General features: G+C 62.1%; 26 protein-coding genes and 1 tRNA gene. 16 read left to right on the top strand and 11 right to left on the bottom strand.

Annotation, left to right across the window (positions count from 1 at the left end; genetic code table 11):
* Together PPL01S_RS08870 and PPL01S_RS08865 are read right to left on the bottom strand one after the other, a co-directional pair.
* Positions 1–531 (bottom strand): DUF5943 domain-containing protein, encoded by a 531-nt coding sequence (locus PPL01S_RS08870; protein WP_008091518.1) that lies wholly within the window; start codon positions 529–531, stop codon positions 1–3.
* A 77-nt stretch (positions 532–608) separates the two neighbouring features.
* Positions 609–1586: a dipeptidase gene (locus PPL01S_RS08865; RefSeq protein ID WP_016392223.1), complete on the bottom strand. Its 978-nt coding sequence runs from the start codon at positions 1584–1586 to the stop codon at positions 609–611.
* A 276-nt stretch (positions 1587–1862) separates the two neighbouring features.
* Between PPL01S_RS08865 and PPL01S_RS08860 the strand changes: the two genes are divergently transcribed.
* Positions 1863–2264, top strand: coding sequence for a lysozyme inhibitor LprI family protein (locus PPL01S_RS08860; protein WP_028625516.1), 402 nt, complete (start codon positions 1863–1865; stop codon positions 2262–2264).
* 34 nt (positions 2265–2298) lie between these two features.
* On the opposite strand, the gene PPL01S_RS08855 is transcribed toward PPL01S_RS08860, so the two are convergent.
* Positions 2299–3243 (bottom strand): GlxA family transcriptional regulator, encoded by a 945-nt coding sequence (locus PPL01S_RS08855; protein WP_016392221.1) that lies wholly within the window; start codon positions 3241–3243, stop codon positions 2299–2301.
* Positions 3244–3388: 145 nt separating this feature from the next.
* On the opposite strand from PPL01S_RS08855, the gene choX reads away from it, so the two are divergent.
* The 5 genes from choX to PPL01S_RS08830 all read left to right on the top strand — a co-directional run bounded on the left by choX (position 3389) and on the right by PPL01S_RS08830 (position 7342).
* Positions 3389–4333 carry a choline ABC transporter substrate-binding protein gene (gene choX, locus PPL01S_RS08850; RefSeq protein ID WP_016392220.1) on the top strand — a complete coding sequence of 315 codons (945 nt, stop codon included), beginning with the start codon at positions 3389–3391 and terminating at the stop codon, positions 4331–4333.
* 121 nt (positions 4334–4454) lie between these two features.
* Positions 4455–5339: a 3-dehydrocarnitine:acetyl-CoA trimethylamine transferase CdhC gene (cdhC, locus tag PPL01S_RS08845; protein WP_016392219.1), complete on the top strand. Its 885-nt coding sequence runs from the start codon at positions 4455–4457 to the stop codon at positions 5337–5339.
* 18 nt (positions 5340–5357) lie between these two features.
* Positions 5358–6323 carry an L-carnitine dehydrogenase gene (locus tag PPL01S_RS08840; protein ID WP_016392218.1) on the top strand — a complete coding sequence of 322 codons (966 nt, stop codon included), beginning with the start codon at positions 5358–5360 and terminating at the stop codon, positions 6321–6323.
* A 10-nt stretch (positions 6324–6333) separates the two neighbouring features.
* Complete coding sequence (locus tag PPL01S_RS08835; protein WP_028625517.1) at positions 6334–6810, top strand: thioesterase family protein; 477 nt, start codon at positions 6334–6336, stop codon at positions 6808–6810.
* 274 nt (positions 6811–7084) lie between these two features.
* Positions 7085–7342 (top strand): hypothetical protein, encoded by a 258-nt coding sequence (locus tag PPL01S_RS08830; RefSeq protein WP_003255717.1) that lies wholly within the window; start codon positions 7085–7087, stop codon positions 7340–7342.
* Between the two features lie 58 nt (positions 7343–7400).
* Here PPL01S_RS08830 and gbdR read toward each other — a convergent pair whose 3' ends face one another.
* Together gbdR and PPL01S_RS08820 are read right to left on the bottom strand one after the other, a co-directional pair.
* A complete protein-coding gene (gene gbdR / locus PPL01S_RS08825; RefSeq protein WP_016392216.1) occupies positions 7401–8507 on the bottom strand; it encodes a choline metabolism transcriptional regulator GbdR in 1107 nt (368 codons plus the stop codon).
* A gap of 431 nt (positions 8508–8938) precedes the next feature.
* The gene (locus tag PPL01S_RS08820; protein ID WP_016392215.1) at positions 8939–10315 is read right to left on the bottom strand and encodes an L-serine ammonia-lyase; all 1377 of its coding nucleotides are present in this window, start codon (positions 10313–10315) and stop codon (positions 8939–8941) included.
* A gap of 441 nt (positions 10316–10756) precedes the next feature.
* On the opposite strand from PPL01S_RS08820, the gene PPL01S_RS08815 reads away from it, so the two are divergent.
* The 3 genes from PPL01S_RS08815 to choV all read left to right on the top strand — a co-directional run bounded on the left by PPL01S_RS08815 (position 10757) and on the right by choV (position 13809).
* Positions 10757–11704 carry a choline ABC transporter substrate-binding protein gene (locus PPL01S_RS08815; protein WP_016392214.1) on the top strand — a complete coding sequence of 316 codons (948 nt, stop codon included), beginning with the start codon at positions 10757–10759 and terminating at the stop codon, positions 11702–11704.
* 81 nt (positions 11705–11785) lie between these two features.
* The gene (gene choW / locus PPL01S_RS08810) at positions 11786–12634 is read left to right on the top strand and encodes a choline ABC transporter permease subunit (RefSeq protein ID WP_171817228.1); all 849 of its coding nucleotides are present in this window, start codon (positions 11786–11788) and stop codon (positions 12632–12634) included.
* A complete protein-coding gene (choV, locus tag PPL01S_RS08805; protein ID WP_016392212.1) occupies positions 12631–13809 on the top strand; it encodes a choline ABC transporter ATP-binding protein in 1179 nt (392 codons plus the stop codon). Before choW ends, choV begins: the two co-directional genes overlap by 4 nt.
* A 36-nt stretch (positions 13810–13845) precedes the next feature.
* Here the strand turns inward: choV and hisF are convergent, their stop codons facing one another.
* Genes hisF through hisB form a run of 5 tightly spaced genes read right to left on the bottom strand, consistent with a single transcriptional unit; the run spans position 13846 to position 16885 of the window.
* Positions 13846–14616 carry an imidazole glycerol phosphate synthase subunit HisF gene (gene hisF, locus PPL01S_RS08800; protein ID WP_003255729.1) on the bottom strand — a complete coding sequence of 257 codons (771 nt, stop codon included), beginning with the start codon at positions 14614–14616 and terminating at the stop codon, positions 13846–13848.
* A 10-nt stretch (positions 14617–14626) separates the two neighbouring features.
* Positions 14627–15364 (bottom strand): 1-(5-phosphoribosyl)-5-[(5-phosphoribosylamino)methylideneamino]imidazole-4-carboxamide isomerase, encoded by a 738-nt coding sequence (gene hisA / locus PPL01S_RS08795; RefSeq protein WP_003255731.1) that lies wholly within the window; start codon positions 15362–15364, stop codon positions 14627–14629.
* Positions 15365–15391: 27 nt separating this feature from the next.
* Positions 15392–15652 carry a DUF2164 domain-containing protein gene (locus PPL01S_RS08790; RefSeq protein WP_016392211.1) on the bottom strand — a complete coding sequence of 87 codons (261 nt, stop codon included), beginning with the start codon at positions 15650–15652 and terminating at the stop codon, positions 15392–15394.
* Positions 15653–16291, bottom strand: coding sequence for an imidazole glycerol phosphate synthase subunit HisH (hisH, locus tag PPL01S_RS08785; RefSeq protein WP_016392210.1), 639 nt, complete (start codon positions 16289–16291; stop codon positions 15653–15655).
* Complete coding sequence (hisB, locus tag PPL01S_RS08780; protein ID WP_008091492.1) at positions 16292–16885, bottom strand: imidazoleglycerol-phosphate dehydratase HisB; 594 nt, start codon at positions 16883–16885, stop codon at positions 16292–16294.
* Between the two features lie 320 nt (positions 16886–17205).
* Here hisB and PPL01S_RS08775 point away from each other — a divergent pair, with 320 nt between their 5' ends.
* The 4 genes from PPL01S_RS08775 (at position 17206) to PPL01S_RS08760 (ending at position 20942) form a co-directional block, all read left to right on the top strand.
* Positions 17206–19443 carry an AsmA family protein gene (locus PPL01S_RS08775; RefSeq protein WP_016392209.1) on the top strand — a complete coding sequence of 746 codons (2238 nt, stop codon included), beginning with the start codon at positions 17206–17208 and terminating at the stop codon, positions 19441–19443.
* On the top strand, positions 19440–20507 hold the full coding sequence (gene mutY / locus PPL01S_RS08770) for an A/G-specific adenine glycosylase (protein WP_016392208.1): 1068 nt from the start codon (positions 19440–19442) through the stop codon (positions 20505–20507). Before PPL01S_RS08775 ends, mutY begins: the two co-directional genes overlap by 4 nt.
* A complete protein-coding gene (locus PPL01S_RS08765; protein WP_016392207.1) occupies positions 20504–20776 on the top strand; it encodes an oxidative damage protection protein in 273 nt (90 codons plus the stop codon). Before mutY ends, PPL01S_RS08765 begins: the two co-directional genes overlap by 4 nt.
* A 90-nt stretch (positions 20777–20866) precedes the next feature.
* A tRNA-Phe gene (locus PPL01S_RS08760) sits at positions 20867–20942 on the top strand.
* Between the two features lie 137 nt (positions 20943–21079).
* On the opposite strand, the gene PPL01S_RS08755 is transcribed toward PPL01S_RS08760, so the two are convergent.
* Positions 21080–21385 (bottom strand): addiction module antidote protein, encoded by a 306-nt coding sequence (locus PPL01S_RS08755; RefSeq protein WP_016392206.1) that lies wholly within the window; start codon positions 21383–21385, stop codon positions 21080–21082.
* 481 nt (positions 21386–21866) lie between these two features.
* On the opposite strand from PPL01S_RS08755, the gene PPL01S_RS08750 reads away from it, so the two are divergent.
* From PPL01S_RS08750 to PPL01S_RS25060, 3 genes are all read left to right on the top strand, one after another.
* Positions 21867–23000: an XRE family transcriptional regulator gene (locus PPL01S_RS08750; RefSeq protein WP_028625518.1), complete on the top strand. Its 1134-nt coding sequence runs from the start codon at positions 21867–21869 to the stop codon at positions 22998–23000.
* Positions 22997–23494, top strand: coding sequence for a DUF4411 family protein (locus PPL01S_RS08745; RefSeq protein WP_028625519.1), 498 nt, complete (start codon positions 22997–22999; stop codon positions 23492–23494). Before PPL01S_RS08750 ends, PPL01S_RS08745 begins: the two co-directional genes overlap by 4 nt.
* 314 nt (positions 23495–23808) lie before the next feature.
* Positions 23809–24156, top strand: coding sequence for a DUF3077 domain-containing protein (locus PPL01S_RS25060; RefSeq protein WP_016394198.1), 348 nt, complete (start codon positions 23809–23811; stop codon positions 24154–24156).
* Positions 24157–24253: the final 97 nt, after the last annotated feature.

Here is a 24253-nt window from a genome sequence, read left to right as displayed (position 1 = left end):
TTACAACGGCTTTGTAACGAACAGGCCATCTTCGTGGCCTTCTTCCGAACCGCCGTAGACCTGTTCGGCCACCGTGCGGATCTTGCTGCCGCGGGCAGCGAGAATCTGGTCCATGGCACCGGCGAACCAGCCGGTGAACATGTAGTCGACCTTGCGGCCACATTTGCCATAGACGTACACGAACGCGGAATGCTTGAGCTTGACGCTGCAAGTGCCCTTGTCGAGGTCGATGTCCTGGATCTCGAACAGGCCCCAGCCACGTTGCGACAGGCGCTTCATGTAGTGCTCGAACACCGCCACGCCTTCCAGGCCGTGGCACTCGGCTTCTTTCTCACACCAGTGCCAGGCCGACTTGTAGCCCGCCTTGTAGAGGATCTCGGCGTAGGCGTCGGCGCCCAGCACTTCCTCGATGCCGATGTGATTGTTGACGAAGAAATGCCGCGGCACGTACAGCATCGGCAGGGCATCGCTGGTCCAGACTCCGGTCTCGCTGTCGACTTCGATTGGCAATTGCGGGGCGATCTTGGCCATGGAAACTCAACTCCATAAAAATTTTCATGTGGGGGCCCCGGCGTTGCTGGCAGGGGCTATCAGGCTTGGAGAGCGGCTTACTCGCCCCAGACGTCCTTGAGGACGTTGACCCAGTTCTCGCCCATGATCTTGCGCACAACACGTTCGGAGTGGCCGCGCTTGAGCAGGGTTTCGGTGAGGTTGGGGAACTCGCCGACGGTGCGAATGCCCAGCGGGTTGATGATCTTGCCGAAGTTGGTCAGGCGACGGGCGTAGCCCTTGTCGTGGGTCAGGTATTCGAAGAAGTCCTGGCCGTGGCCCTGGGTGAAGTCGGTACCGATACCGATGGCGTCTTCACCGACGATGTTCATGGTGTACTCGATGGCTTCGGCGTAGTCGTCGATGGTCGAGTCGATGCCCTTGGCCAGGAACGGCGCGAACATGGTCACGCCGACGAAGCCGCCGTGGTCGGCGATGAACTTCAGTTCTGCGTCGGACTTGTTGCGCGGGTGTTCCTTCAGGCCCGATGGCAGGCAGTGGGAGTAGCACACCGGCTTCTTCGACTCGAGGATGACTTCTTCGGAGGTCTTGGAGCCGACGTGGGACAGGTCGCACATGATGCCCACGCGGTTCATCTCGGCGACGATCTCGCGGCCGAAGCCCGACAGGCCGCCGTCACGCTCGTAGCAGCCGGTGCCGACCAGGTTCTGGGTGTTGTAGCACATCTGCACGATGCCCACGCCCAGCTGCTTGAACACGTCGACGTAGGCGATCTGGTCTTCGAACGCATGGGCGTTCTGGAAGCCGAAGAGGATGCCGGTCTTGCCCAGTTCCTTGGCCTTGCGGATGTCGGCGGTGGTACGCACCGGCATCACCAGGTCGCTGTTGTCGCGGATCAGCTTCTGGCTGGCGGCGATGTTGTCGACGGTGGCCTTGAACCCTTCCCAGACCGACACCGTGCAGTTGGCCGCGGTCAGCCCGCCCTTGCGCATGTCCTCGAACAGTTCGCGGTTCCATTTGGCAATGATCAGGCCGTCGATGACGATGCTGTCGGCGTGAAGTTCGGCTGGGCTCATCAGGCTGTCCCCTTTTTATTCAGTTGGGCTGCGCCAAACCTTCTGCCGGCGCTTTGGGGCCAGCATATGCCTGCGGCTGGATACGCCCCGATGCAAAAACGACAGGGGGTTTGCCGAAAGCGTCAATGCGCGACATCAGGCTGTCTGGCCCGCGACCTGGGGATGAGAGACAGTCTCGATAAGCGACTTACATGAACTTTTCTTCAGGAAGCTACCGTGTTGCCATTGGCTGAGCGAGAATCCCAGCCATTCGTCAGCCTGTTAAGGAGAAAACGGATGAAATCAATGGCATGGCTGGTACTGCTGGCCGTCGTCGGCGTGGCCCACGCCGGCGAGGAAGAAAGCACGCCTTGCGACAACGTCGAGACCGATCAGCAGACCTACGCCTGCGCGGCCTACAACAAGCAGACTGCCGAGCGTGAATTGAAGTCGGCCTATGACGACCTGATCCAGCGCATTCGCGCCCAGTACGCCGACGAAGCGGACAAGTCCACGGCGCTGACCGGGCGCGTGGACGCCGCCGAGAAGCTCTGGGCACAGCTGCGCGATGCCGACTGCAAGGTCGAGACCTATGCCGAGAAACCGGGCAGCAAGGCCTTCGAGGCAGCCTGGAATACCTGCGTGGCGCAGCGTAGCGATGATCGCTCGGAATATCTGCAGACCATCGGTCAGCAGTGATTCTGCGCCGGCGATGAGGTCCGCATGGCCACCCTCAAACGGCCCGCGCCAACCGGTCCTCGCGCGGACAGCGCTCGAAGCGCACCCGGTAACACCGGGTGAAGTACGAAGCCGACTCGAACCCGCACGCCACCGCCACCTCCAGCACGCTCATGTCGGTCTGGCGCAACAGCTGTCGGCCCTTGTCCAGCCGCAGGCGCAGATAAAAGCCACTGGGCGTGTCGCCCAGGTGCAAGCGAAACAGCCGCTCCAGCTGCCGTCGGGTCACCTGCACCGCATCGGCCAGCACCTGGGTATTGAGCGGCTGCTCGATGTTGCGCTCCATCTCGCCAATCACCTTCACCAGTTTCTTGTTGCTGATGCGATAGCGGCTGGCGATCTGCATGCGCTGGTGGTCCTGGCGCGGGCGGATGCGCCCGAGCACGAACTGCTCCGACACCTGCACCGCCAGCTCGCCGCCATGGGCCTGGGCGATCAGGTCGAGCATCAGGTCGATCGAGGCGGTACCACCGGCGCAGGTGATGCGCCGACGGTCGATCTCGAACAGCTCCTGGGTCGCCTGCAGCCGCGGATAGCGCTCCTTGAAGGCATCCAGCGCCTCCCAGTGCAAGGTCGCCCGATAGCCGTCGAGCAAGCCGGCCTCTGCCAGCAACATCGCCCCGGTATCGATACCACCGAGGATCGCCCCGTCATGCTCGAAGCGGCGCAAGCCCTGCTGCAGCGCGGGGCCGAAGTGTGCCAGCGGATCGAACCCGGCCACCACCAGCAGCAGGTGCCCAGGCGCTTCCTGAGCCAGCGCGCCGTCGGCATTCACCGACATGCCATTGCTCGCCTGCACCGCACCGCCGTCCAGACTGAGCACGCGCCAGCGGTACAGCGGGCCGCGAAAACGGTTGGCGACGCGCAGGGGTTCTAGGGCACTGATGAAACCCATGGCGGAAAAGCCCGGCAGCAATAGAAAGTGGATGGTGTCCGGCATCGAGTGCTCCACAGTGGAGGTGGTCGCTTGCGTGCAATTGTTGGTCGCCAGGGTGCGATTTTTCAACCTGGCAGCAGCGTAGCGTGTTCACACGGTCCAGAGAGGCCGGCCCCTATAAAAAATGCACTGCCGATGGAGAGCCACCATGCACAGCTTGATCCGCCGCAGCCTGTTGTCCCTTGCCCTGAGCAGCATCGTCGCTACCCCGCTTTTCGCCGCAGAACCTGCGGCCTGCAAGAACGTACGCCTGGGCGTGGTCAACTGGACCGACGTCATCGCCACCAGCGCCATGGCCCAGGTGCTGCTCGACGGCCTGGGCTACCAGACCAAGCAGACCAGTGCCTCGCAGCAGATCATCTTCGCCGGTATTCGCGACAAGCGCCTGGACATGTTCCTGGGTTACTGGAACCCGATCATGACCCAGACCATCACCCCCTTCGTCGATGCCCAGCAAGTCAAGGTGCTCGACAAGCCGAGCCTGGAAGATGCCCGGGCGACCCTGGCAGTGCCGAAGTACCTGTATGACAAGGGCCTGAAGACCTTTGCCGACATCCACAAGTTCGAGAAGGAACTGGGCGGCAAGATCTACGGCATCGAGCCCGGCTCGGGTGCCAACACCCAGATCAAGGCCATGATCACCAAGAACCAGTTCGACCTGGGCAAGTTCCAGCTGGTCGAGTCCAGCGAAGCCGGCATGCTCGCCGCCGTCGACCGCGCCGTGCGGCGCAAGGAAGCGGTGGTGTTCTTCGGCTGGGCGCCGCACCCGATGAACGTGAACATCCAGATGGCCTACCTGGGCGAGAGCCAGGACGCCCTGGGCCCGGACGAAGGCCGTGCCACGGTATGGACGGTGACCGCCCCGGACTATGCCGAGCGTTGCCCCAATGCCCATCGCCTGCTGGCCAACCTGAACTTCAGCGCCGAGGACGAGAGCCGCATGATGCAGCCGCTGCTCGACCACAAGGACGCCCTGGAGTCGGCGCGCCAGTGGCTCAAGGACCACCCCGAGGACAAGGCCCGCTGGCTTGAAGGTGTGACCACCTTCGATGGCAAGCCTGCCGCCGACAACCTCAAGCTCACCGCCAACTGACAGGGCCTCATCGCCGGCAAGCCGGCTCCTACAGGGACAACGCTCACCAGGGTTCACCGCGAACCCTGTGGGAGCCGGCTTGCCGGCGATAAGGCCACCACAGACACCACAAGGAACCGCCATGAACCACGACGTCATCATCACCTGCGCCCTCACCGGCGCCGGCGACACGGTCGCCAAGAGCCACCTGGTCCCTGTCACCCCCAAGCAGATCGCCGAATCCGCCGTCGAAGCCGCCAAGGCCGGCGCCACCGTGGTCCACTGCCACGTCCGCGACCCGCAGACCGGCCGCTTCAGCCGCGACGTGAACCTCTACCGTGAGGTCATGGAACGCATCCGCGAAGCCGACGTCGACGTCATCGTCAACCTCACCGCCGGCATGGGCGGCGACCTGGAGATCGGCCCTGGCGAAAACCCCATGGAATTCGGCCCCGGCACCGACCTGATCGGCCCACTGGAGCGCCTGGCCCACGTCGAGGCGCTGCTGCCGGAGATCTGCACCCTGGACTGCGGCACCCTCAACTTCGGCGATGGCAACGCCATCTATGTCTCTACCCCTGCGCAACTGCGCGCCGGCGCCAAGCGCATCACCGAGCTGGGCGTGAAGGCCGAGCTGGAAATCTTCGACACCGGCCACCTGTGGTTCGCCAAGCAGATGATCAAGGAAGGCCTGCTCGAAGACCCGCTGTTCCAGCTGTGCCTGGGCATCCCATGGGGCGCGCCGGCCGACACCACCACCATGAAGGCGATGGTCGACAACCTGCCGGCCAACGTCACCTGGGCCGGCTTCGGCATCGGCCGCATGCAGATGCCGATGGCCGCGCAGGCCGTGCTGCTCGGCGGCAACGTGCGGGTCGGGCTGGAAGACAACCTGTACCTGGACCGTGGCGTGCTGGCCAGCAACGGCCAACTGGTGGAGCGCGCGGCCGAGATCATCACCCGCATGGGTGGTCGCGTACTCAGCCCGGCAGAAGGCCGGGAAAAAATGAACCTCAAGCGCCGCTGATCCCTTCAGGAGACCGATATGCCTTTCATCACCGAGATCAAGACTTTCGCCGCCCTGGGTAGCGGCGTGATCGGCAGCGGCTGGGTCGCCCGCGCCCTGGCCCACGGCCTCGACGTGCTCGCCTGGGACCCGGCACCGGGTGCCGAACAGGCGCTGCGCAAACGCATCGCCAACGCCTGGCCGGCACTTGAAAAGCAAGGCCTCGCACCTGGCGCGGCGCAGGACCGTCTGAAGTTCGTCGCCACCATCGAGGAATGCGTGCGCGACGCCGACTTCATCCAGGAAAGCGCGCCAGAACGTCTGGACCTCAAGCTCGACCTGCATGCAAAGATCAGCGCCGCAGCCAAGCCCAACGCCATCATCGGTTCCAGCACTTCGGGCCTGTTGCCCAGCGAGTTCTACGAGTCTGCCACCCACCCCGAACGCTGCGTGGTCGGCCACCCGTTCAACCCGGTGTACCTGCTGCCACTGGTGGAGATCGTCGGCGGCAACCGGACCGCACCTGAAGCCATCGAGGCGGCAAAGACCATCTACACCGCACTGGGCATGCGCCCACTGCACGTGCGCAAGGAAGTGCCCGGCTTCATCGCCGACCGCCTGCTCGAAGCGCTGTGGCGCGAGGCGCTGCACCTGGTCAACGACGGTGTCGCCAGCACGGGTGAAATCGACGATGCGATCCGCTTCGGCGCCGGCCTGCGCTGGTCGTTCATGGGTACCTTCCTGACCTACACCCTGGCCGGTGGCGATGCCGGCATGCGCCACTTCATGTCGCAGTTCGGCCCGGCGCTGAAGCTGCCCTGGACGTATCTGCCGGCCCCGGAGCTGACCGACAAGCTGATCGACGACGTGGTCGACGGCACTTCCGAGCAACTGGGCGAACGCAGCATCGCGGCGCTGGAGCGCTATCGTGACGATACGCTGCTGGCGGTGCTGGAGGCGGTGAAGACCAGCAAGGCCAGCCATGGCATGTCGTTCAGCGACTGAGGAGACCGCGATGCCGGCACTGATCACCTATCGCACCCCAGTCCAGGAGGACTGGGTCGACTACAACGGGCACCTGCGCGATGCCTTCTACCTGCTGATTTTCAGCTACGCCACCGATGCGCTGATGGAGCGTATCGGCCTGGATGCCGACAGCCGGGGGCAGAGTGGGCAGTCGCTGTTCACCCTGGAGGCCCATATCAACTACCTGCACGAAGTGAAGCTGGGCACCGAAGTGTGGGTGCAGACGCAAATCATCGGCTTCGACCGCAAGCGCCTGCACGTCTGTCACAGCTTGCACCGGCAAGGGTTCGGCGAAGCGCTGGCAGTCAGCGAACAGATGCTTCTGCATGTCGACCTGGCGGGCCCGAAAGCGGCGCCGTTCAGTGAGCGCAGTGCAGGGTTGCTGCAGGCACTGGTCGATAGCCAGCGCGATCTGCCAGCGCCTGAGTACCTTGGGCGAGTGATTGCCCTTCCCCCCGCTAAATAAACGGCAGGCAAAAAAATGGCCCCGGGAAGCCGTGAGCATCCGGGGCCAAGAGAGCGAGCAACATCCACTGTGCGTGAGCGAGGGTGACCAAACCCTCTGGTACCGTGAATGGCTTCAGTGTGCTGGCTTCTCAGGCCAGGGATTTAGCCGGGAACGACCTGTTCTTAGCCAAAGCAGCCATCGCGACATTCTGCCCTTGCGGGCATGTCGTGCTCGTCACAGAATCGGTCGTGAATCAAGCAGCACTCTCTTCGCGATAAAAGGGACAACAGCCATGATGCATGCGGATTTGATTGATCAGGACGACCTGGCAGGCCACCTGCGCGCGCGCGGTTTCGACATCCCCGCCGGGGCCTCTGCCGAGCAGGCCTGCGAGGCGGTGGTACGCGGGTTGACCGAGCCCAATGCCCGAGCGCTCAAGGGTATGGTCGAACAGATGTATACCGGCAGTGCGACGATCCTGCCGGCAGTGCGCCAGGCCATCGACAAGCAACTGTTGCCAGCGCTGGCGCAATTCAACAAGCGCGCGTAATCGGTCCTTCCTGTTCCGGCCTCATCGCCGGCAAGCCGGCGATGAGGCCGGTGCTGTTTCAGAGCCTCACACTGGCAAAGGTCGACTCATTGCGCGCCTGGCTCAGTGCGGCCATCGGCCCACTGTGCGGCGACAGGGCCATGGCCTGCGGAATCGGCATCATCGCTACCTGCTGCGCGGTATTGGAACCGACGCGCTCATCCCGCGGCGGAATGCCGAAATACTCGCGGTAGCACTTGGAGAAGTGCGGCGTGGACACGAAGCCGCACACCGACGCCACCTCGATGATCGACATCGGCGTCTGCTTGAGCAACTGCCGCGCGCGGATCAGGCGCAACTTCAGGTAATAGCGCGATGGCGAGCAGTGCAGGTACTTCTGGAACAAGCGCTCGAGCTGTCGCCGCGAAACCGACACGTACACCGCCAGCTCGTCCAGGTCGATCGGCTCTTCCAGGTTGGCCTCCATCAGCGCGACGATTTCCTGCAGCTTCGGCTGGTTGGTGCCGAGCATGTGCTTGAGCGGCACGCGCTGGTGATCCTGCTCGTTGCGAATGCGCTCGTAGACGAACATCTCCGAGATCGCTGCCGACAGCTCGCGGCCATGGTCGCGGCTGATCAGGTGCAGCATCATGTCCAGCGGCGCGGTGCCGCCGGAGCTGGTGAAGCGGTTGCGGTCGAGGGTGAACAGGCGGGTGCTCATGTTCACCCGCGGGTAGGCCTCCTGCATCGCGGCCAGGCATTCCCAGTGCACGCTGCAATCGAAGCCATCGAGCAGGCCGGCGCAGGCCAGCGCCCAGCTGCCGGTGCACACTGCACCAAGGCGACGCGACTGGCGGGCCTGGGCCTGCAGCCAGGTGACGTGCTCACGGGTGACCGAACGCTGGATGCCAACGCCACCGCAGACGATCACGGTGTCCATGGGCGGTGCATTGCCGATGGCCGCATCCGGGGTGATCTGCAGGCCATCGCTGGCCCAGACCTGGCCGCCGTCGACGGTCAGGGTGTGCCAGCGGTACAGCTCGCGCCCGGACAACTGGTTGGCCATGCGCAGCGGCTCGACGGCCGAGGCGAGGGAGATCAGGGTGAAATTGTCCAAAAGAAGAAACCCGATGGACTGGGGTGCTGTGCGGTTCTGGGTTGGGTTCCCGGAGGTGTACGACGTCATCGCGATTTCTCCTCACACAAATGCTGGGTGTGCCTCAGGCGGGCACTGATTTCTTGTTATTGACCCGCCGGTCATTTTCCGGGGGTGGGTTGCCAATCTCAACGCAAACGCCGTGCCTGAAGTTGAACGGTCATTCGAAAAAACCTGAAAACGACGCCTTTATTGGGGCAATTCAGGCTCTTGCATGAGTTGGTCAGTCATCGCAAACCGCCGAGCTAGCGCGTTGCGTGTAACGGGTGAGCAATTTGGTGACACGGGCACTGTAGGTTTCCCAGAAACGACACTATTGAGTGTCACCGACAATGCCCACACCGATAACGACATCCGACGATCGGCGGTGCTCCAGAACAGGGCACCACCGAGTGTAGTGGCCTCTTGAGAATGCACGGCCCCTATCTCCGGCAAGCCGGCGATAGGCCCAGCGCGGTGTGTCAGCATTCGATGGCGCTGACCGCCAGGCCACCGCGCGAGGTCTCTTTGTACTTGTCGTGCATGTCGGCCCCGGTGTCGCGCATGGTGCGGATCACCTGGTCGAGGGAGATGAAGTGCTCGCCATCACCGCGCAGGGCCATCTGCACGGCGTTGATGGCCTTCACTGCGGCAATCGCGTTGCGCTCGATGCACGGTACCTGCACCAACCCGCCAACCGGGTCGCAGGTCAGCCCGAGGTTGTGCTCCAGGGCGATCTCGGCGGCATTCTCCACCTGTGGTGGAGTCGCCCCCAGCACCTCGGCCAGGCCCGCGGCCGCCATGGCACACGCAGAACCCACCTCGCCCTGGCAGCCAACCTCGGCTCCGGAAATCGAAGCGTTCTTCTTGCACAAGATGCCGACGGCGGCCGCGGCGAGGAAGAAGTCGACCACGCTGGACTCGTCCACCGCATCACTGAAGCGCATGTAGTAGTGCAGCACCGCCGGGATGATGCCCGCCGCACCGTTGGTGGGCGCGGTGACCATGCGCCCGCCGGCGGCGTTCTCTTCGTTGACCGCCAGGGCGAACAGGTTGACCCATTCCATGGCGCTCATGGTCGAGCCGATCACGTTGGGCTTGCCGATTTCCTGCAGGCTGCGGTGCAGCTTGGCGGCGCGGCGGCGCACGTTCAGCCCGCCGGGCAACGTACCTTCGTATTTGAGGCCGTTGTTGACGCATTCCTGCATGGCTTCCCAGAGCCTGTACAGGCCGGCGCGGATCTCCTCTTCACTGCGCCAGACCTTCTCGTTGGCCATCATCAATTGCGACACGCTGAGGTCGTTTTGCTTGCACAGGCGCAGCAGCTCGGCGGCGCTGTTGAAATCGTACGGCAGTACCGTCTGGTCGGCATCCAGCACACCGCTGGCGGCCTGGGCCGCATCGACCACGAAGCCGCCACCTACCGAGTAGTAGGTGTCACGGTGCAGCTCGCCCTGCTCGCCTTCGGCAATCAGGGTCATGGCGTTGGGGTGGTATGGCAGGTTCTCGTCCAGCAGGCGCATGTCGCGGGCCCAGACGAATTCGATGGGCAGACGGTTGTCCAGCAGCAGGGTGTCGGTTTCGCGCAGGTCGGCAATACGCGGGACGATCCGGGTCGGGTCGATGGCGTCCGGCCATTCGCCCATCAGGCCCATGATGGTGGCGTTGTCGGTGCCGTGGCCGATACCGGTGGCCGATAGCGAGCCGTACAGCCGTACCTCGATCCGCTTCACCCGTTCCAGCTCGCTACGTTCGCGCAGGCCCTGGACGAACAGGGCGCCGGCGCGCATGGGGCCTACGGTGTGGGAGCTGGAAGGCCCGACACCGATCTTGAACAGGTCGAACACGCTGATGGCCATTGTCGCTTCACCTCTTGCTGGGCTTGTCTCTGCGCGCCATGCGCAGGGCGGGGCAACTGCTAGGCTGAAGCTGCGAGCCGCCACGAATGCACGCATCATCGGTTTTTTACCGCCCTTCTCGCCGTCTGCAACCGACGTACTTTTGTCCAGCAGCGCCGCGCCTTTTTGGCCGCCTGCGCGCCGCTTTCCAGCGCTCTGGTGACGCAAAAACGCGGCCGTGGGGGTGGAAAAATCCATATGCGACATCGCCCGTACTGGATACGACCCGTTGCGTACTGGTTACGACCCCACCAGTAGGCGTTTGCCCGCCGCTGGAGGATTATCGAAAGCGACTCGTATTGCACGGCCTCGCAACCTGCCCTCTGCAGGCCTGGTCGACCGGACCCTGAGAACGCCCGGCGACCCTCGCGAACCCGAAGATAAAATCACAGGAGTCCATCCATGAAAGGTTCACCCTCGCTGTTGCTGGTTGCGTTGCTCTCGGCACCGTTGCTGGCCCAGGCCGCCGAACCCGAGCAGTGTCAGACGGTACGCTTCTCGGACGTCGGCTGGACCGACATCACCGTGACCACCGCGACTACCAGCGTCGTGCTCGAAGCCCTGGGCTACAAGACCCACACCACCATGATCTCGGTACCGGTGACCTACAAGTCGCTGGCCGCCGGCAAGGACCTGGACGTGTTTCTCGGCAACTGGATGCCGACCATGGAGAACGACATCAAGCCGTACCGCGACGCCGGCACTGTCGAGACGGTTCGCGCCAACCTGGAAAACGCCAAGTACACCCTGGCCGTGCCCCAGGCGCTGTATGACAAGGGCCTGAAGGATTTCAGCGACATTCCCAAGTTCAAGAAGGAACTGGACGGCAAGATCTACGGCATCGAACCCGGCAACGACGGCAACCGGACCATCCAGAGCATGATCGACAAGAACGCCTTCGGCCTGAAGGACGCCGGCTTCAAGATCGTGCAGTCGAGCGAGGCCGGCATGCTTTCGCAAGTCGACAGGGCGCAAAAACGCGGCGACGCGGTGGTCTTCCTCGGCTGGGAACCGCACCCGATGAACACCCGCTTCAAGATGCAGTACCTGACCGGGGGCGACGAATTCTTCGGGCCCGATTTCGGCAAGGCCACTGTGTTTACCAATACCCGCAAGGCCTACGTACAGGAATGCAGCAACGTCGGGCAGCTGTTGAAGAACCTGTCGTTCGAGCTCAAGGATGAAAGCACCATGATGGGCTATGTCCTGGACGACAAGATGAAACCCGACGCTGCGGCCAAGAAGTGGCTCAAGGACAACCCTGGCAAGCTGGACGCCTGGCTGGCGGGTGTCACCACCGTGGATGGCAAACCCGGCCTTGAGGCGGCCAAGGCCAAACTGACGCAATAACGCAAGACGCTATGGCAACACCGCGGGGCGGGACCGTGCCCGCCCCGGACTGATTTCAATCATTGCAGGTGGAAGCTCGCTATCATGCTTATCGATCAGAAAATACCCCTGGGGCAGTACATCGCCTCATTCGTCGAATGGTTGACCCAGAACGGCGCCAGCTACTTCGATGCCATCGCTCAAGGCCTGGAATTCATGATCCATGGCGTCACCAGTGCCCTGACCTGGTTCAACCCGTTCGTCCTGATTGCCTTGTTCGCCGCCCTCGCGCACCTGATCCAGCGCAAATGGGCGCTGACCGTGTTCGTCGCCCTGTCGTTCCTGCTGATCCTCAACCTGGGCTACTGGCAGGAAACCATGGAAACCCTGGCGCAGGTCACCTTCGCCACCGTGGTCTGCGTGGCCATCGGCGTGCCGCTGGGTATCCTCGCCGCGCACAAGCCGCTGTTCTATACCGCCATGCGCCCGGTGCTCGACCTGATGCAGACGGTACCGACCTTCGTTTACCTGATCCCCACCCTGACCCTGTTCGGCCTGGGTGTGGTGCCGGGGCTGATATCCACGGTGGTATTCGCCATCGCCGCGCCCATCCGCCTTACCTACCTGGGCATCTGCGACGTACCGCAGGAGCTGCTGGACGCCGGCAAGGCCTTCGGCTGCTCGCGGCGCCAACTGCTGACCCGCATCGAACTGCCGCATGCCATGCCGAGCATCGCTGCCGGTGTCACCCAATGCATCATGCTGTCGCTGTCGATGGTGGTGATCGCCGCCCTGGTCGGCGCCGACGGCCTGGGCAAACCTGTGGTCAACGCACTGAACACCGCCGATATCTCCCTGGGCTTCGAAGCGGGCCTGGCGATCGTGCTGCTGGCGATCATGCTCGACCGTATCTGCAAGCAACCGGAACTGCCGGTAAGGGGTGAGGCATGAGCATCATTCGCTTCGAAGACGTCGACGTCATCTTCTCCAACAAGCCGCGCGAAGCGCTGACGCTGCTCGACCAGGGCAAGACCCGCGAGCAGATCCTCAAGCAGACTGGCTTGGTGGTAGGTGTCGAAAAGGCCAACCTGGACATCAACAAGGGCGAGATCTGCGTGCTGATGGGCCTGTCCGGTTCGGGCAAGTCGAGCCTGCTGCGCTGCATCAACGGCCTCAACACCGTGAGCCGCGGCAAGCTGTTCGTCGAGCACGAAGGCAAGCACATCGACATTGCCCACTGCACCCCGGCGGAGCTGAAGATGATGCGCACCAAGCGCATCGCCATGGTGTTCCAGAAGTTCGCCCTGATGCCCTGGCTGACCGTGCGCGAGAACATCAGCTTCGGCCTGGAAATGCAGGGCCGCCCGGAGAAGGAACGGCGCAAGCTGGTCGATGAGAAACTGGAGCTGGTGGGCCTGACCCAGTGGCGCAATAAAAAGCCGGACGAACTGTCCGGCGGCATGCAGCAGCGTGTGGGCCTGGCCCGGGCGCTGGCGATGGATGCCGACATCCTGCTGATGGACGAACCGTTCTCGGCCCTCGACCCGCTGATCCGCCAGGGTCTGCAGGATGAGTTGCTGACCCTGCAGAGCAAGCTGAACAAGACCATCGTGTTCGTCAGCCATGACCTCGATGAAGCGCTGAAGCTGGGCAGCCGCATCGCCATCATGAAGGATGGGCGGATCATCCAGTACAGCAAGCCCGAGGAGATCGTGCTCAATCCGGCCGATGAGTACGTGCGCACCTTTGTTGCTCATACCAACCCACTGAACGTACTGTGCGGTCGCAGCCTGATGCGCACGCTGGACAACTGCAAGCGGATCAATGGTTCGGTGTGCCTGGACCCGGGGATCGACTCATGGCTGGACCTGGGCGAAGGGGGATCGCTCAAGCGTGCCCGCCAGGGGCAGAACGGGCTGGATCTGCAGAACTGGGCGCCGGGAGAGGATGTGGAACTGCTGGATCGGCGGCCGACGCTGGTCAATGCCGATATCGGCATGCGCGAGGCGCTGCGGATTCGTTATCAGACCGGCAACAAGTTGGTGTTGCAGGATAACGACAAGGTAGTGGGGATTCTCGGGGATACCGAGCTTTATCACGCCTTGCTGGGCAAGAATCACGGGTGAAGCTGTTGGGGCCGCTTTGCGGCCCCAATCATTTTTTCAGCGAACCACGATCCCGCGCGAAGCCATGTAGGCCTTGGCCTCAGGCACCGTGTACTCGCCAAAGTGGAAGATGCTCGCCGCCAGCACCGCACTGGCATGCCCTTCCAGAATCCCGTCCGCCAGGTGCTGCAGGTTACCCACACCCCCCGAGGCAATCACCGGAATCCCCAGCGCATCGCTGATGGCCCGGGTAACGCCCAGGTCGAAGCCGTTCTTCATGCCGTCCTGGTCCATGCTGGTCAGCAGGATCTCACCGGCACCCAGGCCTTCCATCTTCTTTGCCCACTCAACTGCATCCAGCCCGGTCGGCTTGCGCCCGCCGTGGGTGAAGATCTCCCAGCGCGGCGCTTCACCCGGCCCGGACACCTTCTTGGCGTCGATGGCCACGACGATGCACTGCGAACCGAAACGGTCCGCCGCCTCGCCGACGAACTCCGGGTTGAACACCGCGGCGGTGTTGATCGAGACCTTGTCGGCACCGGCGTTGAGCAGGTTGCGGATGTCCTGCACGGTGCGCACGCCACCGCCAACGGTCAGCGGGATGAACACCTGGCTGGCCATGCGCTCGACGGTATGCAGCGTGGTGTCGCGACCATCGACGCTGGCGGTGATGTCGAGGAAGGTGATCTCGTCGGCACCTTGCTCGTCGTAGCGACGGGCGATTTCCACCGGGTCGCCGGCATCACGGATGTTCTCGAACTTGACGCCCTTGACCACCCGGCCGTTGTCCACGTCCAGGCAAGGGATGATGCGCTTGGCCAGTGCCATGGTTCAGTCCTCAGCCTTGGTAGTTGTCGCAGAAGGCCTGGGCCTCGGCGACATCGAGGGTGCCTTCGTAGATGGCACGGCCGGTGATGGCGCCGATGATGCCCGGAGCCTTGGCGTCCAGCAGGGCCTTGATGTCGCCCAGGTTGTGGATGCCGCCCGAAGCGATCACCGGAATGCGCGTGGCTTCGGCCAGTGCCTTGGTGAACGGCACGTTGCAGCCCTGCATCATGCCGTCCTTGGCGATGTCGGTGTAGACGATCGCCGAGACGCCATCGGCCTCGAAACGCTTGGCCAGGTCGATGACCTGCACCGAGCTCACTTCAGCCCAGCCATCGGTGGCGACGAAGCCGTCCTTGGCGTCCAGGCCGACGATGACCTTGCCCGGGAATGCCTTGCACGCTTCGGCGACGAACTCAGGCTGCTTGACCGCCTTGGTGCCGATGATCACGTAGCTGACGCCAGCCTTGACGTAGTGCTCGATGGTTTCCAGCGAACGGATGCCGCCGCCGATCTGGATCGGCAGGTTCGGGTAGCGCTTGGCGATGGCGGTGACGACCTCACCGTTGACCGGCTGGCCTTCGAAGGCGCCATTGAGGTCGACCAGATGCAGGCGGCGGCAGCCACCCTCGACCCACTTGGCGGCCATGCTCACCGGGTCGTCGGAAAATACCGTGGAGTCTTCCATGCGGCCCTGGCGCAGGCGCACGCAGGCACCGTCCTTGAGATCGATAGCGGGGATAATCAGCATCTTGGGAACCTGTCTATTTGTTGGGTTTCAGGGCTTCTCGAGTGCCCACAGGTCGCTTTCGATGCTCTCGAACCGCTCCTTGAGGTGCAGCTGAACATCGGCAATCGCCCTGTTGTAGTAATGGGGTGCAATCTCTTTGCTGAACACGTCGAGGACCTCGGCCACTTCGAACGACCCCAGCTGCAACTCGAAACGGTCTTCGAGAAATCGCTTGAGGGTATCGAGCGCCTCGCGCTCCTGTTCGGGGGCCAGGGTGATGACCGGGGCCTTGGTCTTCGACCTGTTCATCTACCAGCGCCCGTCCCAGGCGGCGAAGTTCTGCAGCAGCTGCAGGCCATGGGTATGGCTCTTCTCCGGGTGGAACTGCACGGCAAAGCGCGAACCATCGGCCAGCGCGGCGGCGAAGTCGACGCCGTAATGGCCGCGGCCGACCACCTGGCCCGGCTTGCCGGCATTGATGTAGTAGCTGTGTACGAAGTAGAAGCGCGCACGCTCCGGAATGTCATGCCACAGCGGGTGGTCGATGGTCTGGCTGACCTCGTTCCAGCCCATGTGCGGCACCTTCAGGTGCTCGCCGTCTTCTTGCAGGTCCTTGCCGAAGAAGCGCACCTGGCCGGGGAACAGGCCGATGCAATCGACGCCCTCGTTCTCTTCGCTGTGGTCGAGCAAGGCTTGCATGCCGACGCAGATACCGAGGAACGGGCGGTCCTGGCTGACTTCACGGACCAGGCTGTCGAAGCCCAGACGGCGAATCTCGGCCATGCAGTCGCGGATCGCGCCCACACCCGGGAACACCACGCGATCAGCCTCGCGGATCACCGCCGCGTCGCTGGTGACCAGTACCTTGCCGGCGCCGACGTGCTCCAGCGCCTTGGCCACCGAGTGCAGGTTGCCCATGCCATAGTCGATTACGGCTACCGTCTGCATTTACAGGCATCCCTTGGTGGATGGCATCTGCCCGGCCATGCGCTCGTCCAGGGTCACGGCCATGCGCAGGGCGCGGCCGAAGGCCTTGAATACGGTTTCGATCTGGTGGTGGGTGTTGTGGCCACGCAGGTTGTCGATGTGCAGGCTGACCAGGGCGTGGTTGACGAAGCCCTGGAAGAACTCCTGGAACAGGTCGACGTCGAAGCCGCCCACCGTGGCCCGGGTAAAAGGCACGTGCATCTGCAGGCCCGGGCGACCGGAGAAGTCGATGACCACGCGCGACAGCGCTTCATCCAGCGGCACGTAGGCGTGGCCGTAGCGGAAGATGCCTTTCTTGTCGCCGATGGCCTGGGCGAATGCCTGGCCCAGCGTGATACCGACGTCTTCGACGGTATGGTGATCGTCGATATGCAGGTCACCCTTGCATTCGATATCCAGATCGATCAGCCCATGGCGGGCGATCTGGTCGAGCATGTGCTCAAGGAAAGGCACGCCGATATCGAATCGAGCCTTGCCACTGCCATCGAGGTTGATCGAGCACTTGACCTGGGTTTCCAGGGTATTGCGCTCGACGGAAGCCTTACGTTCGACCATCACCAGCTCCGCAAAATCATTGGGCGAAAAGGGCTCCATTATAGGCCCAGAACGCTCAAGCTTGAAACGCGGATGACATATGGCAATGCAAGGAACTGCTTTGCCCTTGTGAGCAGTGTGGATACCTGTGGGAGCCGGCTTGCCGGCGAAAAGGCCATTACGGCTTGCGCGGAACTGTCAAAAACCAGGCTGTCGAAAGCAGCATCTCCTGATCCATTGGCAGGAAATGTCCTGTATCGCTTGTCGAATACGCAGGGCCCACCCCGGCGGCGCTATACTCAACCGCTTGAAATTCAATAACGGACTACAAGGACTCGCCCATGAAAGCGTTCGGCAAAATCCTGGGACTGGGGCTTCTCGGGTTGCTGCTGATCATCGTGGCACTGGGCTTTGCCCTGACCCACCTCTTCGATCCCAACGACTATAAAGACGAGATCCGCCAGTTGGCGCGCGACAAGGCCCATGTCGAGCTGACCCTCAACGGCGATATCGGCTGGAGCCTGTTCCCCTGGCTGGGCCTGGAGCTGCACGAGGCCAGCATCGCCACCCTGAACAAACCCACCGAACCGTTCGCCGACCTGCAGATGCTCGGCCTGTCGGTCCGCGTGCTGCCCTTGCTGCGCCGCGAAGTACAGATGAGCGACGTGCGCGTCGAAGGCCTGAACCTGACCCTGCTCCGCGACGAGCAGGGCCATGGCAACTGGCAAGACATCGGCAAACCGCTGCCAGCGCAGGCTGGTGCCGACGCCAAGGCACCGGCGCCCACGACGGCAGAGCAGCCAGGCGCTGCGCCCGACAGCGGCAGCGAGCGCACCCTCAAGCTCGACATCGACAGCCTGACCGTCAACAACGCACGGGTGCAGTACACCGACGCCAGCAACGGTAAGAGCTACAGCGCCGAAAGCATCCAGCTGAGCACCGGCCCTGTGCACGAAGGCGCGAACATCGCCCTCAAGGCCAGCGCGTTCCTCGCCGCCAGCGAGCCGAGCCTCAAGGCCCGTACCGAGCTGGCCGGCGAGCTGCGCTTCGACCGCAAGCTCAAGCGCTACAACTTCGAGGACATGCGCCTGTCGGGCGAGACTTCGGGTGAACCCACAGGCGGCAAGCCCCTGACCTTCGCCGCCCAGGGCCAGCTGCTGGTCGACATGGCGGCCAACGTCGCCTCGTGGAACGGCCTGAAAATCTCGGCCAACCAGCTGCGCGCCATTGGCGAGCTGAACCTGCGCGACCTGGACAAGGAGCCGCAGCTCAGCGGTGGCCTGTCGATCGCCCAGTTCAACCTGCGTACCTTCCTCGACAGCATCGGCCAGCCGCTGCCCGCCACCAACGACCCCGCTGCCTTCGGCAAGCTGGAGCTGGTGACCCGCCTGCAGGGCTCGCCAAACAGCCTGACCCTTGCCGACCTGGCAGTGAAACTGGACGACAGCACCTTCACCGGTCGCGTGGCCGTGGAAGACATCGCCAAGCAGGCGCTGCGCCTGCAGCTCAAAGGCGACAAGTTCGACGCCGACCGCTACCTGCTGGCCAAGAGCGAAGAGGCCAAGGGCGCCACCGCCGCACGCCAGAGCGAAGTGCAGCAGCAGGAAGCCAGCGTCGTAGCCAGCCCCGGCAACTCGCCGTTGCCCAACGCCCCGACCCAGGTGGCCTGGAGCAATGACAAACTGCTGCCGGTGGATCGCCTGCGGGTACTCGACCTGCAAGCCGACCTGGCCTTCGGCGCGCTGACCCTGGACAAGCTGCCGATCAGCGACGCTCAGCTACAAGTCACTGCCCAGGGCGGCCTGGTGACCCTGCAAAGCCTGCGTGGCGGCCTCTACAACGGCAACTTCGACGCCAAGGGCAGCATCGACGTGCGCCCGGCGGTGCCGCAGGTGGGCGTGAACACGCGGATCACCCGGGTGCCGGTCGAGCACTTCATCAAGCGCGAAGGCAAGGAGCAGGCCCCGCCCGTGAAAGGCCTGCTGACCTTGACCGGCGATCTGACCGCGACCGGCAACAGCCAGAAGGCACTGGTCGACACCCTCAACGGCAGCGCAAACTTCACCATCAACGATGGCGTGCTGGTCAATGCCAACCTGGAACAGCAGCTGTGCCAGGCCATCGCCACCCTCAACCGCAAGTCCCTCAGCGGCGAGCCCCGCGGCAAGGACACCCCGTTCGAAGAGCTGCGCGGCAGCCTGGTGGTACGCAACGGCGTGGCCAGCAACCCGGACCTCAAGGCACGCATTCCGGGCCTGACCGTCAATGGCCATGGCGACCTCGACCTGCGCGTGCTCGGCATGGACTACAACGTCGGCGTGATCGTCGAGGGTGACCAGCGCGCCATGCCCGACCCGGCCTGCCAGGTCAACGAACGCTATGTCGGCGTCGAAGTGCCACTGCGCTGCCGCGGCCCGCTGGAGCTGGGCGCCAAGGCCTGCCGCCTGGACCAGGATGGCCTGGGCAAGGTGGCGGCAAAACTGGCCGGCAGCCGCCTGCAAGACAAGATCGATGAAAAACTCGGAGACAAAGTGAGCCCAGAACTGAAAGAAACGCTCAAGGGGCTGTTCAAGCGATGAGCCCAGAGCAGTTCTCCAGCGCCGTGCTGGCCTGGTACGACCAGCACGGCCGCCACGACCTGCCCTGGCAACAGGGCATCACCCCCTACCGGGTGTGGGTGTCGGAAATCATGCTGCAGCAGACCCAGGTCAGCACCGTGCTCAATTACTTCGACCGCTTCATCCAGGCCCTGCCGACCGTGCAGGCGCTCGCCGAAGCGCCGGAGGACGAGGTGCTGCACCTGTGGACCGGCCTGGGTTACTACACCCGTGCACGCAACCTGCAGAAAGCGGCGAAAATGGTCGTCGAGCAGCATGGCGGCGAGTTCCCCCGCAGCGTCGAGCAACTCACCGAGCTGCCCGGCATCGGGCGCTCCACGGCAGGGGCCATCGCCAGCATCAGCATGGGCATCCGCGCGCCGATCCTCGACGGCAACGTCAAGCGCGTGCTGGCCCGCTACACCGCCCAGGCCGGCTACCCCGGCGAGCCCAAGGTGGCCAACCAGCTGTGGGCCACCGCCGAGCGCTTCACCCCGCAGCAACGCGCCAACCACTACACCCAGGCGATGATGGACATGGGCGCCACGCTGTGCACCCGCAGCAAGCCCAGCTGCCTGATCTGCCCGTTGCAGCGCGGCTGCGAAGCGCACCTGCACGGCGAAGCAACCCGCTACCCCGAGCCCAAGCCCCGCAAGGCCCTGCCACAGCGGCGCACGCTGATGCCGCTGCTGGCCAACCACGAAGGCGCGATCCTACTCTACCGCCGCCCGTCCAGCGGGCTGTGGGGCGGCCTGTGGAGCCTGCCGGAACTGGACGACATCGCCCAGCTCGACGACCTCGCCTACCAGCACGGCCTGCGCCTGGCCGAAAGCCGCGCACTGGACGGCCTGACCCACACTTTCAGCCACTTCCAGCTGGCGATCGAACCATGGCTGGTGCGAGTCGACCCGGTCGACCCGCACGTGGCCGAGGCCGACTGGCTCTGGTATAACCTCGCCACCCCGCCGCGCCTGGGCCTCGCCGCCCCGGTCAAGAAACTGCTCAAACGCGCGGCCGACGAACTGATTGCAGGAGACGCCCGATGACCCGCACCGTGATGTGCCGCAAGTACAAAGAAGAACTGCCAGGCCTGGACCGCCCGCCCTACCCCGGCGCCAAGGGCCAGGACATCTTCGATCACATCTCGCAGCAAGCCTGGGCCGACTGGCAGAAGCACCAGACCATGCTGATCAACGAAAAGCGCCTGAACATGATGAACGCCGAGGACCGCAAGTACCTGCAGGGCGAGATGGACAAGTTTTTCGCCGGCGAAGAATACGCCCAGGCGGATGGCTACGTTCCACCGGCCGAATGACCCCAGAAAACGTAAGCGACGGAATTAATTTAAAATTTTTTCAAAAAGTCGTTGACGAGCGGTCTGGAAATCTATTTAATTCACCTCGTCGCCCAGATAGCTCAGTCGGTAGAGCAGAGGATTGAAAATCCTCGTGTCGGCGGTTCGACTCCGTCTCTGGGCACCACCTTCAAGCTTCTGGTGGTTGCAAAGTTACCCGAAGCGACAACAAGAAACCCGCCTAGTGCGGGTTTTTTGTTGTCTGGGATTTTTGCTGCAGATGACAGCCTCCCCTGAAAAGGATGTGCTGTCGCAGCGATACCTCTACCCCACTGTTTGTGGACGCACGATCTCCGCATGCAACCTCACCCCAAGCGCCGCCATGACCTTCATGACAGTGGCCAGACTGGGGTTACCTTCTGCAGACAATGCCTTGTACAGCCCTTCGCGCGTCAGACCGGTGTCACGTGCCAGTTGGGCCATCCCACGGGCACGGGCGATATCGCCCAAGGCCGCAGCGAGCAATGCCGGATCATTTTCTTCAAGGCAGGCCTCAAGGTACAAGAGCATGTCTTCTTCGGTCTTCAAGTGGTCTGCTGCATCCCACTTGCTCAGATTGATATCAGCCATGGTGGCCTCCTAAAGCTTATCCACGATTGAGATCGCGATACCTGAGCGTAAACCATAGCTCACAAACTGATCCCCGAAGCTTCTCATAAGCTCTGCCGACGCTTACCACACAGCCTAGCGCGCACTGCAGGACTCGAGGCGAAACGAACGCACCGCACGCTTACAACAAAGCCGAACGCTGAGACATCCCGACACCATTTCAGAAAGCCATAACCTCCACAAAGGCGCGTAGCGCTACTAACGTTAGGCCCTCATCGCCCCCGTGATCGCTCACAAGACTACGCAAGGCAGAGCATAACCGCCTATCGTGTTGACGAAGCCCGCATACTGCAAATACCGTAAAGTCGCTCAGCCCACTGGGCGACCTCAGTAGCCAAGGAGAAAGGCTAATGCGTACCCAGACTCGACTCGCTCGCCTCGGCAGGCCAAGTAACGGTGTGATCGGACACCAGAATGGAAACATCTGCATACCAACATTGCCATGACTCAAGCCGCCTTCGTCAATCCCACGATCCTCACTTGGTCCAGACTGCGCGCTGGCTTGTCTACCGAGCAGTTTGCAAGAAAGCTTCCGGTGAAAACTGAACGCCTTGAAAGCTGGGAAGCAGGAAAGGCCAAGCCTACCTTCCTGCAAGCTCAGAAGTGGGCTAACGCTGCCCATATTCCATTTGGTTTTTTGTTTCTTCCGCAGCCACCAGTTGAAAATTTGCCTCTTCCAGACCTGAGGACCGTAGGCGGTATTGCACCTGAGCGACCGAGCCTAAATTTGCTGGACACGGTGAAAGATGCAATACGAAAGCAAGACTGGTATCTGGATTATCTCCAAGAGCATGAACGCGCACAGTTAGACTTCGTAGGCCGGTTTAACAGTCGCTCCCCGGTAAAAGCTGTAGTTGAAGATATGCGTAGAACACTTGGCGTAGACCCTGCCGCGTCCCGCTTGGACTATGACAAATATGTTCGCGCACTCATACAAGCAGCAGAAGATATTGGCATCCTTGTAATGAGGAGTGGTATTGCTGTCGGAAACACACACCGGAAGCTTGAGGTTAGCGAGTTTCGTGGTTTCGCCATCAGCAACACTCTCGCCCCACTGATTTTTATAAATAGCTCTGACGCGCCTTCTGCCCGCCTGTTCACCTTAATCCATGAGCTGGCTCATATCTGGATAGGCACAAGCGGCGTTTCGAATGGCAGCTCTAGTGGACATGATGAAGAGCGGTTTTGCAACGCAGTCGCTGGAGAGTTTCTTGCTCCCGAGGAGTCCTTTCGCGAGACTTGGAATTCTCGAATTCTCTGGGAAGAAAACCTGCCTCCTCTGGCAACAAAATTCCATATTAGCAAGCTAGCAGTGGGTAGACGTGCGCAGGATCTCGGGCTGATCTCTAAAGATCAGTATAGTGCTTACTACCTAATGGTTCTCAAAGCCCATCAAAACAAAGAAGATGGAAGCGGCAACTACTACCGAAACCTGATCGCGAAGAACAGTGTGCGATTGAGTAAAGCAGTTTTGAGCGAAACCCTAAGCGGCCGACTACTTCTACGTGACGCCGGACACATTCTGGGCGTACAACCGGCCAACCTCCGAAAACTAGCCGGCCAGTTCATGGAATGAAGCATCTACTAGACGCAAACACTTTCATTGAAGCGAAGAACCGCTATTACGGCATGAAAATCTGCCCAGCATTTTGGCAGTGGCTACTCAACCAAAATCAGACCCTTGAGCTAGGCAGTATAACCTCTGTGATGGAGGAGCTCGCCAAAGGGAATGATGAGCTTGCCGAGTGGACGACTAAAAACCGCGCCTTCTTCCACAGTGTGAGTGACGAGCAAACGCAGACTGCATATACTCGGATCGCCGCCCATATTTCAGAGCAAGCCCCGAAAATGAAAGCCGGAGCCTTGGACGAATTCCTATCTGGGGCGGACCCGTGGTTAATAGCGAAAGCGATTTCCACGGGTGCCACCGTAGTTACTCACGAAGTACTAAATCTGGATGTGAAAAGAAAGTTCATAATTCCAAATATATGTGAGAACTTTAGCGTTCCCTACATGAATACTTTTGAACTGCTACACAGGCTTGAGGCGAAATTCGTCCTTCAACAGTGAGCAGGCAATTGTAACTGCATGATTTACCTCTGAGACCGGTATTGCCTAACCAAAGCAAGGTCGGTATCGTCTACACCGTCGCTTATAAACCAGCGACCAGGCTTGGCGGCCTGAACAGTACAAGGCGCAACAGCGCCCCATCACGGTTGTCGGCGCTTTTTTTGCGTCCGGCACTCCTGTGCTATGGCGGGTTGCGCAGGAGCACCTTCGGGTGCGCCGGTTCCCTTGTACGCCGGTCCGCCAATCCTGTGCAATCCGCCACCCTTACTGCTTGGCGGCAGCGGGTAGCGGCAACTAGTACAAGGAGTCTACTCATGCCCATTGCTTCTCACCCATCTCCACCTGCCAATGTCGGTCGCGACCTGAAGATCGCCAAAGGCCATCGTTTTTGCCCTACTGGCATGGCGGATAACGATTTCAAACTTTTCACCGTCACGCCCGGGGTTCCGGTTTCCGATGCTGCACGAACGCTGTGTGAGCTACTGGATGCACTGGACGAACCTATCTATGCAACGGCCATGAATGAGCGCGAGTTCTCTGCTCGCGATGCATGGTTAGCCAAGTACACGCTTGATGCGGCAAAGGCGGTTGCCTGTGCAATTGCTCATTCGCTGGAAAAGAATGAGTCAGAGATTCCAGGCCCTCAGGTCCCAATTGATTGAAACGCTGACGAAAGGGCCGCCCAGCGGCCCTTTCTGGGTGTCGTGTCACCTATCGAGCCAAATACCGTACGCGACTGGATGATCGGTTTGTACACCC

Source organism: Pseudomonas plecoglossicida NBRC 103162 = DSM 15088 (assembly GCF_000730665.1).
GTDB classification, from domain to species: domain Bacteria; phylum Pseudomonadota; class Gammaproteobacteria; order Pseudomonadales; family Pseudomonadaceae; genus Aquipseudomonas; species Aquipseudomonas plecoglossicida.
Note: the sequence above shows the minus strand (reverse complement) of the source record. Positions and strands in the feature narration are given on the sequence as shown.

Bases quoted from the DNA above. Each gene is read 5' to 3' on its own strand.
- PPL01S_RS08870 (WP_008091518.1), bottom strand. From the start codon at position 531: ATGGCCAAGATCGCCCCGCAATTGCCAATCGAAGTCGACAGCGAGACC.
- PPL01S_RS08865 (WP_016392223.1), bottom strand. From the start codon at position 1,586: ATGAGCCCAGCCGAACTTCACGCCGACAGCATCGTCATCGACGGCCTG.
- PPL01S_RS08860 (WP_028625516.1), top strand. From the start codon at position 1,863: ATGAAATCAATGGCATGGCTGGTACTGCTGGCCGTCGTCGGCGTGGCC.
- PPL01S_RS08855 (WP_016392221.1), bottom strand. From the start codon at position 3,243: ATGCCGGACACCATCCACTTTCTATTGCTGCCGGGCTTTTCCGCCATG.
- choX (WP_016392220.1), top strand. From the start codon at position 3,389: ATGCACAGCTTGATCCGCCGCAGCCTGTTGTCCCTTGCCCTGAGCAGC.
- cdhC (WP_016392219.1), top strand. From the start codon at position 4,455: ATGAACCACGACGTCATCATCACCTGCGCCCTCACCGGCGCCGGCGAC.
- PPL01S_RS08840 (WP_016392218.1), top strand. From the start codon at position 5,358: ATGCCTTTCATCACCGAGATCAAGACTTTCGCCGCCCTGGGTAGCGGC.
- PPL01S_RS08835 (WP_028625517.1), top strand. From the start codon at position 6,334: ATGCCGGCACTGATCACCTATCGCACCCCAGTCCAGGAGGACTGGGTC.
- PPL01S_RS08830 (WP_003255717.1), top strand. From the start codon at position 7,085: ATGATGCATGCGGATTTGATTGATCAGGACGACCTGGCAGGCCACCTG.
- gbdR (WP_016392216.1), bottom strand. From the start codon at position 8,507: ATGACGTCGTACACCTCCGGGAACCCAACCCAGAACCGCACAGCACCC.
- PPL01S_RS08820 (WP_016392215.1), bottom strand. From the start codon at position 10,315: ATGGCCATCAGCGTGTTCGACCTGTTCAAGATCGGTGTCGGGCCTTCC.
- PPL01S_RS08815 (WP_016392214.1), top strand. From the start codon at position 10,757: ATGAAAGGTTCACCCTCGCTGTTGCTGGTTGCGTTGCTCTCGGCACCG.
- choV (WP_016392212.1), top strand. From the start codon at position 12,631: ATGAGCATCATTCGCTTCGAAGACGTCGACGTCATCTTCTCCAACAAG.
- hisF (WP_003255729.1), bottom strand. From the start codon at position 14,616: ATGGCACTGGCCAAGCGCATCATCCCTTGCCTGGACGTGGACAACGGC.
- hisA (WP_003255731.1), bottom strand. From the start codon at position 15,364: ATGCTGATTATCCCCGCTATCGATCTCAAGGACGGTGCCTGCGTGCGC.
- PPL01S_RS08790 (WP_016392211.1), bottom strand. From the start codon at position 15,652: ATGAACAGGTCGAAGACCAAGGCCCCGGTCATCACCCTGGCCCCCGAA.
- hisH (WP_016392210.1), bottom strand. From the start codon at position 16,291: ATGCAGACGGTAGCCGTAATCGACTATGGCATGGGCAACCTGCACTCG.
- hisB (WP_008091492.1), bottom strand. From the start codon at position 16,885: ATGGTCGAACGTAAGGCTTCCGTCGAGCGCAATACCCTGGAAACCCAG.
- PPL01S_RS08775 (WP_016392209.1), top strand. From the start codon at position 17,206: ATGAAAGCGTTCGGCAAAATCCTGGGACTGGGGCTTCTCGGGTTGCTG.
- mutY (WP_016392208.1), top strand. From the start codon at position 19,440: ATGAGCCCAGAGCAGTTCTCCAGCGCCGTGCTGGCCTGGTACGACCAG.
- PPL01S_RS08765 (WP_016392207.1), top strand. From the start codon at position 20,504: ATGACCCGCACCGTGATGTGCCGCAAGTACAAAGAAGAACTGCCAGGC.
- PPL01S_RS08755 (WP_016392206.1), bottom strand. From the start codon at position 21,385: ATGGCTGATATCAATCTGAGCAAGTGGGATGCAGCAGACCACTTGAAG.
- PPL01S_RS08750 (WP_028625518.1), top strand. From the start codon at position 21,867: ATGACTCAAGCCGCCTTCGTCAATCCCACGATCCTCACTTGGTCCAGA.
- PPL01S_RS08745 (WP_028625519.1), top strand. From the start codon at position 22,997: ATGAAGCATCTACTAGACGCAAACACTTTCATTGAAGCGAAGAACCGC.
- PPL01S_RS25060 (WP_016394198.1), top strand. From the start codon at position 23,809: ATGCCCATTGCTTCTCACCCATCTCCACCTGCCAATGTCGGTCGCGAC.